Origin of the sequence: Acinetobacter variabilis (assembly GCF_000369625.1) — a bacterium.
Taxonomy (GTDB): Bacteria; Pseudomonadota; Gammaproteobacteria; order Pseudomonadales; family Moraxellaceae; genus Acinetobacter; species Acinetobacter variabilis.
Genome location: NZ_KB850111.1, coordinates 325,089 through 337,497 on the forward strand (window position 1 = coordinate 325,089; position 12,409 = coordinate 337,497).

Consider the following 12,409-nt stretch of genomic DNA (forward strand, 5'->3'; position numbering starts at 1 on the left):
TTTAAATTCCAGTTCTTCACCCTCATACTTCTACCAAGACAAAGATTAGAGACATGACATGCGCGTAGATATTTGGTCAGATGTGGTCTGCCCTTTTTGCTATATTGGTAAAAAACGTCTGGAAGCTGCTGCAAAGGAAAGTGGGATTGAACTTGAAGTCCATTGGCATAGTTTTCAGCTAGATCCTGAAGCACCAGTCCGTCAGGAAGTTTCCAACTCTGAGCGTTTGGCACAAAAATATGGCCGCTCAGTGCCAGAAGTTGAAGACATGCAGCGCAATATTGCAGCCATGGCTAAACAGGAAGGCATTGAATTTAACTGGGAAGGCGCCAATTCTGGCAATACCTTGAATGCGCATCGCATCATTCACCTGGCACAAAGCAAAGGTCTAGGCAATGAAGCTCAGGAAGCCTTTTTCTACAGCTATATGACGCAAGGCCTGCCAATTGGTGAACGTGAAACGCTGGAAGATGTCGCAGCGCGTATTGGCCTGAACCCGGTTGAAGTAGATGATTTACTCGACTCGGATGAATTTGCGGATTTTGTTAAATTTGACCAGGAAGTAGCGCGTGACCAGCTCAAAGTTACCGGTGTACCTTTCTTCGTTTTTGACCAGCGTATTGCTTTGGCAGGTGCTCAGCCGAAGGAAGTTTTCTTGCAAGTCCTTGAAAAGGCATTAGAGGAGCCACAGGAACAGCCAGCAGCTGATCAGTGTTCTACAGATGCTTGTGATGTTCCGGCAAAGCCTGAATAAAAACTAAATCAAATCAAAAAATCCCCATTCAAGATGGGGATTTTTTATGGATGATATGAATTATTCAACCAGAAAACTAATCTTTAGATTGACACGATATTCGGTAATTTTATTGTCATTAATAACGACCTTCTGTTCATTGATCCAAGCACCTTGAACATTTTTAATCGTCTCTGTGACTTTCGCGATGCCAGTCTGAATTGCATCCTCAAAGCTTTTACTACTGCTTGAATTGACTTCTACCACTTTTGCAATTGCCATGATTCAACACTCACTCTGTGAAGATAGAAACATTCATCTTAGTTGATTTAAATTTCTCTACAGCTCTTAGCAAACAAGCGATAGCAAAAACTTACAGGGAATGAACAAATACTAATCTGTCATTACTGTTTTAAAAAAATTTAAATCTAGTTCTCTATTTTCGATAATCAACAAATAAATGTTTGCTTAAAAGCTTCTAAAACATCTAAAAAATGTATAAAAAACAATCCAAAACCGTCTAGAGCAAATATTCTAATACATTGTTTTATAGAGTATTTTATCTAAATTTAGTTGCTTTTCTTGCCGATTTGATCATTTTTTATTAATTGCCATTTGATATTATTTTTCACGTGATTTAGGACTAACTTTTCCCTTGTTCAAACTCTTGAACACCCAGATATCAAAAGGTCATGTTATGAAAACTGTTAAATTTTTATGCGCAGCAACTGTGATGGCTTTTTCTCTACAAGCTTCAGCACAAATGGCTCAAGTGGTTTATCTTCCAGATTTCCCTGTGAGCAAAGCACCAGTTGAAACTGTAGCAACAGATACTGCAACTGCAGAAACTGAAAAAGCGGCTTAAGTCTTTAAGCGAAATCTCCCAGCAGGCTGAATTCTTCAGCCTGTTTTTATTTCAGGGCTTCGAAAATTTAACTTGTTCTTCTATTTAAAGAGCATTAAAAACCTCATTATTTTTTATTTTGATTTCATTCACTTTTTATTCAAAAACAACTACCAAATTCGCTTAAAAAATACTCAAAATAATCAAGTATTTTGTCAAACAGATGCTTATAATCAGAACCTGATCTTTTATTGATTTCAGACTTTCTTGTTATGAACCAGCTTCAAGCATTAATACAGGGAAAAATTTCTCCGCAGGCAATTTCTGTGGATTTTTTGATTGAAATGGCTGAGCGTTATCCAGATCCCAACTCTATCGAATACAAACTGGTAGAACTCGCGGTCAATATAATCATGGCCAAGACACTGGATAAAGCACTCAAATATATCTAGAGAGCTAAAATGAATGCTTTAGAAAAAGCAAAATTAATTAAAGAATTAAATGAATTGGGGCAGCAACTAGAACATAAATCCCTCAGTTTATATGAAGCCGCCCGAACCAAAAAACGACTCCAGGATATTTTTCATCTCTGTGATGAACCTGTTTTTAAAAATCAGATTTTAAGTTTTAAATCCCGTGTCCAGCCGGAGATGGCAGCACATCAGTTTGCAGCGAGCACCCAGTTTCATCACCGTTATCGCGGTTATTTTAAGGACCTTGTCCAGCTGCAACAGGCACTCACTGCACATTCAGAAACAGGTTGGGCCTTTTTTCATCAGCCACAAAAAGGCTGGCAAATCTGGTTGGGTCCTGTAGACCAATCTGATTTTTTACATAGTGAATGGGATGAATTAGTAAATTCCCGCAACTGGCTTTTACAACAACAGCAACAAGGCGCATATTTTCCTCTCGATCCCCAACTGGATATTCCGGCTTTATCTGTTCAGGATGCCGAATTCGATACGCTTACCCTGGAAATCGCGCGTTATCATCAGGGCAGTTTGCAGATCCAGACCAAGATCACTGCACCTCAACTGTCTAAAACAATTAAACCTGATTTAGACAGAGCAACTAGCGAAACAGAAGAAGCTAAAACAGCTGAGCTGTCTATAGAAATAGACAACACAGATAGTTCATCCTCTCTTTTGATAATAGATGAAAATATTACTTTCCCTGAATCTATACAGCTAGGTGAATTCTCTGCTCTGCTGCATCCATTAGAACATGCTGGAGCGACTATACGGCGTCTCTGTGCCCTAGAATTACAACCGACTGTCTCCCAACCGGCCGATCTGGAAATAGCGCTATATTATGCCGAGGAAGAGCACTGGCAGGCACGTCCTGTTTATCTCTCCATGCAGACCGATCAGCAAGGGCAAGGTCTGAAATATCTGATGCTCTTAGGCGCACCGAGCCTCTTGCAGGCCAATTCCTGTATCCAGCACTGGGGCACGCAACGTGGACGGCGTTGTATAGAGATAAAATCCATATCATGGGCAGCTTTAGGTGCCTGTCTTGATCAGATAGATCTTTTCAGTGAAATATATCTGCAACAAGCCGAAACGGTCTGGATGCCTGAGGAAAGCTATGCCTATATTCCGGCTCGGTGTATTCATCAAAAGAAATTTATCAATTTTGAGGAAGCGCCCGCTGATTTTTCTACTCCAATTTTATTGCTACAGGAACATCAGAAAATTCGGGTGATTCATGGAGAACGTCGCCTGGCATTGTCCAATCAGGAAATCGCTTATCCTTATTTAATGCTCAAACGTGATAAGGATTTGAATTGGCAAAAAATTCATCAAATTGTTTTAGGATTGTCACAGCCGGTACGGGTTTTAGATTTTTATATGGCAATTCAGGCACAAATCATTAAATAATTGATGTAGTTATGTAGTTTATCCTTGCTTTTTTTCCTTATTTTTTAGAAAACTAGCGCAGTAAATAAAATACGATAAGAGCAAGAATCAACTCATGCGAATAAACCAAATTACTCGAATCTTATTGCTATCACTTGGCGTGGGATTAAGTAGTAGCCCAGTTTGGGCAGAAGCATCTCCTACAGAACCTGCAGAAACAGAACAGCCTACAGGTACAGGTACAGGTACAGGTACAGGTACAGGTACAGGTACAGGTACAGGTACAGGTACAGGTACAGGTATTTTAGATCAGATTCCACGCTTGATCGATGCCACGCCTACGATTTTACCTGAACAGTCAGACGAAGCGATGGTGCCCACCACCGAAGAAACAGAAGATAAATCTTGGGCTGACAAAAAGCAGAAAAGAATCCGTGAATGGGCAGACCGCACCGCACATAAGATTGATAACTGGTTTGGCCAGACCAACCCGGATGAGCCAGCAACTGCGACTTTGCGAATCATCCTGGATAATAGCTGGGACAAATATGAAAACTATGAAATCAAGCCGAGGATTCGAGGAAAAATCAAGCTTCCAACCTTGGAACAAAAGTTAAGTCTGGTCTTTGGTGATGACAGCCTGGATAACGAACTGGATAGCAATGTCGCAATTACCAATGAAAATCCTGGCAATGCCCGGGATAAAAATCTGGATATTCGCCGTACCCGTGAAAACAACAGCTCGTTTGCACTACGCTGGTCAGAATTTTCAAATGGCCTACCTTTCGATAGCGATCTGGATCTGGGGGTACGTTCTGGGGATGATATCTATGTACGGGCCAAAATCAGTAAAGACTGGGCGATGCAGAATGACTTCTCTTTTCATGCCGAACAGATTTATCGCTATGGATTGCAGAGTGAAAATTATTTGCGGACCAACCTGGAACTGATCCATGCTCGTCCCAATGAGGCCTTTTTTTCCAATCAGTTAAGTTTAACCTATGCAGATGAGCAGGAAGACGATTTGACCTGGGACAACTATACCTTCAGACAGCATCAATTTTTCCAGGGCAACCGCTTTAACTATGGCATCTATACGGGCGGCTATCTGGATGATAAAGATTTACGCTTAAATCGCTGGGGACCTTATGTGTCCTGGAGACAGCCTTTCTTACGTGAATGGTTCTTTGTGCAAGGCGACCTGAACTATCTGAATGATGACCGACTGGACCGAAGCCATTATCTGGGTGCGATGGTACGTCTTGAGGCCATTTTCTAAATTTGAACAAATCCGAAACTATAAAAGCCCATAAAATATGGGCTTTTTAATGACTGAATCCAATAAGTTTTTATTGGCGGTGCTCAACCGTTGTAAAGGCAATACGATCACTACGAATCACACGTTTTTGCTGCAAAGAAGGCTGTTCCATCTGTGGCATATTCCATACTGCGCGGTCTGTACGCTGCATTCGTTTTACTTTTGGCGCTTCTTTTTTCATTGGTGCCTGAAAAGTAATACGATCGCTACGAGTCACTTTTTTGGACTCAGTATCGGCCATTGTGGCTGCGCTTATTGACATCAGAATGATTGCACTCAGACTCATCATCAGTGATTTTTTCATGGGAGAATTCTCTCAACTTAATAATCGTTATTATAAATTAATATTTTAATTATTATCTATTTTTTAGATTTAAAACTTAAAGGTATTTTTTTATTCTGGCTATCGCTTTTTTAAATCATTAAAGGGGAATTCAAGTCTTAAACGATAAATTCAGAATATAAAAAATCCCTCCGTAGAGGGATTTTTGAAATATAAAAATTAACCCAACAATAGACTGTTAATACGTTTTACATACTCAGCCGGATTTTCTGGTAGGCCACCTTCTGCAATCATCGCCTGATCAAAGATTACATTGGCCAGATCATCAAACTGGGCAGAACCTTCCAGTTTTTTCACCAATGGATGTTCCGGATTAATTTCCAGAATCGGCTTAACATCAGGTACAGGCTGACCTGCATCTTTCAGCATACGGATCAGTTGTGGAGAAAGCTCCCCTTCTCCTGTGACCAGACACGCTGGTGAATCAACCAGACGAGTCGTTACACGCACCTCTTTAGTTTTATCTTTCAGAGAATCTGTCAACTTTTCAACCACAGGTTTGAACTGTTCAGCAGCAGCTTCAAGTGCTTTTTTCTCTTCCGCATCTTGTAAATCACCTAGATCCACTGCACCCTTAGAGACATTTTGCAATGGTGTACCATCAAACTCATGCACGAAGTTCATTGCCCATTCATCAACACGCTCTGACATCAGCAATACTTCAATGCCTTTTTTCTTGAACACTTCCAGTTGTGGTGAGTTTTTCGCAGCATTCAGGCTTTCAGCGGTAATGTAGTAAATCGCTTTCTGGCCTTCTTTCATGCGTGCTTTATAGTCCGCCAATGAAGTGCTCACTTCATCATTGGTCGAAGTTGCATAGCGCAGCAGTTTCAAGATACGTTCGCGGTTACCGAAATCTTCACCCAGACCTTCTTTCAGCACCGCGCCAAATTCGCGGTAGAAAGTTTTGAAGTTTTCCTGATCTTTTTCATCTTCAGATTTTGCCAGATTATCCAAAGTGGTCAGAATACGGCGGGTATTGCCTTCACGGATGGTTTTCACATCACGGCTTTCCTGCAGCAATTCACGGCTCACGTTTAATGGCAGATCGGCACTGTCCACCACACCCTGTACAAAGCGCAGATAGTTTGGAATCAGGTTATCCGCATCATCCATAATGAAGACACGTTTCACATAGAGTTTGATGCCGGCTTTGGCTTCACGGGTGAAAATATCCTGTGGTGCCTTGCTTGGGATATAAAGCAGTTGAGTATATTCAGTACTACCTTCAACACGGTTATGCGCCCAAGCCAATGGTGCAGCAAAATCATGGGTTAGGTTTTTATAGAATTCGGTATATTGCTCTTCAGTAATCTCAGATTTATTCCGAGTCCACAGTGCGCTGGCCGAGTTAATCGCTTCCCACTCATCGGTCTTCACATATTGACCGCCTTTTGGTGTTTCCCCTTCAGCAGCTTCTTCTTCCTGCCAGACTTCTTTTTGCATCTGGATTGGCAAGCTGATGTGATCTGAGTATTTATTGATGATCTGTTTGACTTTATAGCTTTGCAGATAATCCAGCGCATCTTCACGCAGATGCAGGATAATATCGGTACCACGACCTTCTTTAGTGATTTGTTCAACTTCGAATTCACCAGTACCGCCACTGATCCAGCGCACCCCTTCTGAGGTATCCGTACCGGCACGACGTGATTCTACAGTAATCTTATCAGCCACAATAAAGCCTGAGTAGAAACCGACACCAAACTGGCCAATCAGCTGCGCATCAGCTTTCTGATCACCCGTCAGTTTTGACATAAAGTCTTTGGTCCCTGATTTGGCAATCGTCCCCAGATTTTCAATGGCTTCTTGCTGGCTTAAACCGATCCCGTTATCTGAAATAGTAATAGTTTTATTTTCTGGATCGAGGCTAACACGTACGCGAAGGTCAGGATCATTTTCATAATATTCAGGATGGTTGATCCCTTCAAAACGTAATTTGTCACACGCATCTGAAGCATTAGAAATCAATTCACGCAGGAAAATTTCAGGATTTGAATAAAGCGAATGGGTCACGAGGTGCAGTAACTGCGCTACCTCAGCCTGGAAACTGTGTTTTTGTACGCTTAAATCGCTCATGAATCACTCCTATTATTTTAGATACAGATGTTAACTGCTGCCTATATGAATGGAGTGAGTTCAATAATTTTCAATAGCATCAAAATAATTTTTTCGCAAAAAATATTTTTATGACTTTCATTTTTATCAGTTTAATTGATGGGATGGACAAGACTTAATAAGGCCCCAGTTTATAGATACGATCGAAATGCAGATCCAGCTGCTGCTGACGCATGTTATAAACCTGACTCAAGCAGGATACGGATTCCTGGCAGCGGTCACGAAATTGCAGCCATTTCACCTGATCGCGTTGAATTACCGAACGTGTTCCCATCGGCACCATACGGCGCAAGATGTTATAGCTGGTACTCATTTTGACATCCGCATCATTCAGCAAACGATGTTCACAAATTGTTTTCTCAGTCGCAGTTGTCGCTTTCTGACAATTAAAACTGGCAGCATAACTCTGTGAAATAAACAGCGTACTGAAGATCAAAAGACTCTTCGACAAAAAACTCATGCTTTGATCTTCCTTATTATTAAGTCGTATTCAATTAATATTTACTTTATTCGTTTTAATATATTTGAGTATTGCCAATCTGCTCAATTTCAATACGTTATAAATCGTTGTTATTTTGAAAAAAAGCCCCATTCTTGATGAAGCTTTTGGAAAAAGTAAACCAAAAAATTGGAGCTTAGAATTTATAGCTATAACCGATCGTATAAACCCAAGGATCGATTCCAAATTCACCTAAATTAATTTTTGTCCCATCAGCAGTCTTTGCTTCCAGATCTGTATCTAAGTCTGCATAACGTGCATCAACAAAGACACCCCAGTTTTTTGCATCCGCTGGCTGGAAGTTAAAACCGACTTGGCCAGCTACCCCATAAGCAACATCTGCATCAAGCTTTGCTACACCTAATGCGTCTTTTGCAGTTTGGCTAAATTCTTCATCCCATGGAATGAATACCGTAGCACCTACACCGATATATGGAGTAAAGCGGCTTGAATTTTTAAAATTATATTTGGCTGTGATTGTTGGTGGTAGATGTTTTAATGATGCAATTTTCACATCACCCGCCATCTCAACATCATGTTTAAATGGGGTAGCCAATAATAATTCGGCTGAAATATTGTCATTGAAGAAATATTCGACTGAAGGAGTAAAATTGAGTTCGCTACTTGCTTTAGCATCTTCAACTACACCAGGAATCAGGTCAGTTTCCTGAGTAGGTGCTAATACAGAAGCCCCCACTTTCACTTGCCATTGCCCTGCCATCGCAGATGCTGAAAGACCCATTAATGCAATTAGAGCTATTTGCTTTAACATTTTAAAATACCCCCAAGGGAAAAATAATTATTAAGAAAATATTTCTTAACTAATAATAAACATGGCTTAAATTAATATGCAATAGAGATTATAAAACTAAATTTTATTTATTATTTAAGTATATCTAATTATTAAATATTTATTTTAAATTGACTATATTGGTTGGTTTTAAATACCCAGTAAATTAATCAGGTTAATATAACAATATTCAGAGTAAAATAATCAGGTTTATATTAATTTTATATTTAAATATATATTTTAAATACATCTTATAATTTATTTTAAATCCAGGAAAATCTGCTCCGGTTTATATCAGAGCAGATTAAAATTGACTTACAGAACCATGGCTGCAATCCAGCCAAAAATCATAAGTGGAATATTAAAATGAATGAAGGTTGGAACCACACTATCCTTCATATGGTCATGCTGACCATCCATATTCAGACCGGATGTTGGGCCTAGGGTTGAATCTGATGCTGGAGAACCGGCATCACCCAAAGCAGCCGCAGTCCCGATGATTGCAATAGTTGCCGCAGGACTAAAACCAAATTGAATACAGAGCGGTACATAAATAATCGCCAGAATTGGAACAGTCGAGAATGATGAACCGATCCCTAATGTAATTAACAGACCAATCAACAACATCAGGAAAGCAGCCAGTGCCTGGCTATCGCCAATCCAGTTCACCGAAGCTTCGACTAAGGCTGGTACCTGATTAGTCGCTTCAATTACGGCAGCAAAACCTTGCGCGGCAATCATAATAAAACCAACCAGAGCCATCATACGCATACCGGTAATGATCACATCGTCTGCTTCTTTCCATTTAAAGATTCCGGCACAGCTTAAGATCGCTACACCCACCAGACCCGCAAGAATCATCGAATCTGAATAGAGCTGTACTGCAAGGGTTGCAAAGACAGCAACCGCTGCCATCCAGATAGTAAATTTAGCAATTTGTGGCTTTGCTGATTTTTGTTCCACACCCAGTTCCGCAGAGATACTTTGCTGCTGTTCCACATGGATATCTTTATAGAGACGCGGCTTACGGTAGCTGATAAACATGGCCACCAGCAAACCCACGAACATACCTGAGACCGGAATCGCCATCGCAGCGGGAATCTGGTCATAAGTAATCTCAAAGCCATAGGGCTTACCAAAGGTATTGATGTTATGGCCCAAAATATCGTTCAGGAAGATGGCACCAAAACCGACTGGAACCAGCATATATGTTCCCACCAAACCAAAGGTCAGCAGACAGGCCACCAAACGGCGATCCAGCTTCAGATGGTTAAATACTAGCAATAACGGTGGAATCAGAACCGGAATAAAGGCGATGTGTACCGGAATCACGTTTTGCGAGAAAACGGCAGCCAATGCCACGGTACAGAAGATCAGATATTTAACCTTGTTCTGTGCCTTTTCTGATGCCTCACCTTTTAAGGTAGTAATCATTTTATAGGCCAGCAAGTCAGGCAGACCGGAACGTGCCAAGGCCAAAGCAAAGGCACCCAGGATGCCATAAGCCAAGGCAATTTTAGCGCCACCACCCAGACCATTGTTAAATGCGTCTAAAGTTCCCTGGAGGCCAAGACCTGCCAGCAAACCACCCGTAACAGCACCAATGACCAAGGCAAAAACCACAGGTACACGTGCCAATGAGAGTCCAAACATGACTCCAATAGCAGCAAGAATTGCGAACATAATGAATTGGGAATGAGAGAAAACGGCTATTTTATCAGAAAATCCGGATAAAAATTCTTCCACTTATCCCTTGCCGAGTCACATTCCCAATCTCCGTATCAAGTGGCCGCTGTTAATTTTTGCTGAATAAAATTATGAATCAGATGAGCCACCTGTTCCGGTTGGCTCAAAATTGCCCAGTGATTGGCATTCAGTTCTATCCGGGAAAAATCTTCTACCCATTTTGGCATTTCATCAATCAGATCCGGGCCAACAAACTGGTCCTTCTTGAGCACAATTGCCTGTACCGGACAGACCGCAAAACGCTGTCTAGGCCGAGATAAACGCGGCAAAAAGTTCGCCCTATACAGATTGACGCCATATTTGCCGTCTTTCACAATATTCTGGTTTAGCGGCAGATTTTCCTGCTGTTCCAGCTGACTGATCATTTTGCCCCAACGTTCTGCATTAAAGAAATTCCATGCTGTAGGCGCTATAAAAGGCAACTGGAATACCGCGATATACCAGAACCTGGTCATCTGTTTAAAAAACTTGGCCTTATGCTGTTTAAACTGTTCACGCATCCAGAAAGCAGCATGATCCAGACATGGACCTGACATGGTGCTAAAAGACAAAATCCGACCTTTAAATTTAGGTTCGGTGGCTGCTTCCCAAGCCTGGATTGACCCCCAGTCATGAGCCGCAAGGTGGAAAGCTCGTCCTTGCAAGACCTGATCAACCACTTGCTCTAAATCTGCACACAGACGTTCCAGACGATAATCCCGAATTTCCTTGGGAACGCTGGAGTCTCCTGCTCCGCGCACATCATAGGTCACCACAAAATAATCCTGAACGAGGTGAGAAATCACCGCTTCCCAAACATCCTGATGGTCAGGATAACCATGAACCAGCACCAAAGCCGGTCGCTCAGGCTCGCCCCAGGTTTTCACATAGAGACGTTGATGATCGCTGGTATCTACCCACAAGCTATGTTTTTGCATAGATGTATCCTTATTCGCTGATTGACTCTTTTATTGTTGAAATAGGCACGATTTATCAATGCCAGCTTATTTTTGTTGTTCTAGTATGCATACAAGACCAGAAAAAAGAATATCCGCATGAGCCTATTACGAAAAATTCAGCAACTGCCTTTGTTATCCAAATTTATCCTGAATCGCTATGCCCCCTATCGTGGAGCAGGAATTGTCATTGATGAGATGGACTTTGCCAATTATCACGTTCGCGTGAAAATGCCACTGACTCGCAAGAATCAGAATATTGTCGGAGTACATTTTGGTGGCAGCCTGTATTCCATGGTCGACCCTTTTTATATGTTATTACTGATGCACCATCTGGGTCCGAAATACATTGTCTGGGATAAAAGCTCTACCATTCAGTTTCTAGCACCAGGACGTGGAACGGTCTATGCGGACATCCGGATTTCTAGGCAGGAAGTGCAAACAGTGAAAGAACTGGCAGCTGACCATAGTCCGGTTTATCGCCAGTATCAGCTCAATATTTATGATGATTCCGGTGTGCGTATCGCTGAGGTACAAAAGACCGTTTATATCCGCCTTAAACAAAGTAAAGGCAAGCCTCGAGAAGCTAAATAACGAAATTGAATAAACTAAAAGCGCCATTGAGGCGCTTTTAAATCTATCTGGAGGATAGTTCTGTCGATTAACGACGACGGTTATTCTGTTCGATCGCTGCACCAGCACCACCACCGATGGCACCACCAATTGCAGCACCACCTGTACCGCCAAAGATGCTTTTACCCACAGCAGAACCTACAGCACCACCGACACCGCTATAGGTCGCATTACGGTTTGAACCGCCTTGAGCTTTACTGCCGACTGCTGCACCGGCACCACCGCCAACTGCTGCACCAACACCACCACCCACTCTGTTACCTACACCACCACCCACTGCACCACCAAGCGCAGCTGCGCCAATACGCTGATCTTTAGCAGACATATTTTCACAGCCTGCCAACATAAAAGTAGAGATAGTTGCAACAGCTATTACGCTCATTAACTTTTTCATGATCTTGGCCTTCCTTCGTGCTTTGACTTAAGATTAACCTGATTTTAAGGAGCGATTCATAACAAGATGTTAAATCTTGAAACCCTCATGATTTATTTTGTAAAGAGCGCATGAAAGATCATGTTCTATTGATGATTTATCTATATTTAGAACAAGTAACTTCCAGATCATTTGACCTTTTCTAGCGATATAAATAT

At 41.6% G+C, this 12,409-nt stretch carries 14 protein-coding genes; 6 read left to right on the forward strand and 8 right to left on the reverse strand.

Annotation, left to right across the window (positions count from 1 at the left end; genetic code table 11):
* Positions 1 to 58 precede the first annotated feature (58 nt).
* Entirely contained in the window at positions 59 to 754 is a 696-nt protein-coding gene (locus tag F897_RS01510; RefSeq protein ID WP_005232505.1) for a DsbA family oxidoreductase, read from the forward strand.
* Positions 755 to 814: 60 nt separating this feature from the next.
* Here the strand turns inward: F897_RS01510 and F897_RS01515 are convergent, their stop codons facing one another.
* Positions 815 to 1,015 carry a dodecin family protein gene (locus tag F897_RS01515; protein ID WP_005232506.1) on the reverse strand — a complete coding sequence of 67 codons (201 nt, stop codon included), beginning with the start codon at positions 1,013 to 1,015 and terminating at the stop codon, positions 815 to 817.
* Positions 1,016 to 1,430: 415 nt separating this feature from the next.
* Here F897_RS01515 and F897_RS17645 point away from each other — a divergent pair, with 415 nt between their 5' ends.
* The 4 genes from F897_RS17645 (at position 1,431) to F897_RS01530 (ending at position 4,715) form a co-directional block, all read left to right on the forward strand.
* Positions 1,431 to 1,598, forward strand: coding sequence for a hypothetical protein (locus tag F897_RS17645; protein ID WP_004781698.1), 168 nt, complete (start codon positions 1,431 to 1,433; stop codon positions 1,596 to 1,598).
* A 251-nt stretch (positions 1,599 to 1,849) separates the two neighbouring features.
* Positions 1,850 to 2,029: a hypothetical protein gene (locus tag F897_RS01520; RefSeq protein ID WP_005232508.1), complete on the forward strand. Its 180-nt coding sequence runs from the start codon at positions 1,850 to 1,852 to the stop codon at positions 2,027 to 2,029.
* Positions 2,030 to 2,038: 9 nt separating this feature from the next.
* Positions 2,039 to 3,457 (forward strand): hypothetical protein, encoded by a 1,419-nt coding sequence (locus F897_RS01525; protein WP_005232510.1) that lies wholly within the window; start codon positions 2,039 to 2,041, stop codon positions 3,455 to 3,457.
* Positions 3,458 to 3,551: 94 nt separating this feature from the next.
* Entirely contained in the window at positions 3,552 to 4,715 is a 1,164-nt protein-coding gene (locus tag F897_RS01530) for a hypothetical protein (protein WP_005232512.1), read from the forward strand.
* Between the two features lie 70 nt (positions 4,716 to 4,785).
* On the opposite strand, the gene F897_RS01535 is transcribed toward F897_RS01530, so the two are convergent.
* From F897_RS01535 to F897_RS01560, 6 genes are all read right to left on the reverse strand, one after another.
* Positions 4,786 to 5,058, reverse strand: coding sequence for a hypothetical protein (locus tag F897_RS01535; RefSeq protein WP_005232514.1), 273 nt, complete (start codon positions 5,056 to 5,058; stop codon positions 4,786 to 4,788).
* Positions 5,059 to 5,256: 198 nt separating this feature from the next.
* On the reverse strand, positions 5,257 to 7,176 hold the full coding sequence (gene htpG / locus F897_RS01540) for a molecular chaperone HtpG (RefSeq protein ID WP_005232515.1): 1,920 nt from the start codon (positions 7,174 to 7,176) through the stop codon (positions 5,257 to 5,259).
* Between the two features lie 154 nt (positions 7,177 to 7,330).
* Complete coding sequence (locus F897_RS01545; RefSeq protein WP_005232518.1) at positions 7,331 to 7,675, reverse strand: lysozyme inhibitor LprI family protein; 345 nt, start codon at positions 7,673 to 7,675, stop codon at positions 7,331 to 7,333.
* Between the two features lie 175 nt (positions 7,676 to 7,850).
* Positions 7,851 to 8,486 (reverse strand): OmpW/AlkL family protein, encoded by a 636-nt coding sequence (locus F897_RS01550; RefSeq protein ID WP_005232519.1) that lies wholly within the window; start codon positions 8,484 to 8,486, stop codon positions 7,851 to 7,853.
* Positions 8,487 to 8,819: 333 nt separating this feature from the next.
* Complete coding sequence (locus F897_RS01555) at positions 8,820 to 10,187, reverse strand: Na+/H+ antiporter family protein (RefSeq protein ID WP_005232521.1); 1,368 nt, start codon at positions 10,185 to 10,187, stop codon at positions 8,820 to 8,822.
* A gap of 98 nt (positions 10,188 to 10,285) precedes the next feature.
* Entirely contained in the window at positions 10,286 to 11,167 is an 882-nt protein-coding gene (locus F897_RS01560; RefSeq protein WP_005232522.1) for an alpha/beta fold hydrolase, read from the reverse strand.
* 117 nt (positions 11,168 to 11,284) lie between these two features.
* Here F897_RS01560 and F897_RS01565 point away from each other — a divergent pair, with 117 nt between their 5' ends.
* Positions 11,285 to 11,779, forward strand: coding sequence for a DUF4442 domain-containing protein (locus F897_RS01565; protein ID WP_005232524.1), 495 nt, complete (start codon positions 11,285 to 11,287; stop codon positions 11,777 to 11,779).
* 67 nt (positions 11,780 to 11,846) lie between these two features.
* Here the strand turns inward: F897_RS01565 and F897_RS01570 are convergent, their stop codons facing one another.
* The gene (locus F897_RS01570; protein ID WP_005232525.1) at positions 11,847 to 12,212 is read right to left on the reverse strand and encodes a hypothetical protein; all 366 of its coding nucleotides are present in this window, start codon (positions 12,210 to 12,212) and stop codon (positions 11,847 to 11,849) included.
* Positions 12,213 to 12,409 lie beyond the last annotated feature (197 nt).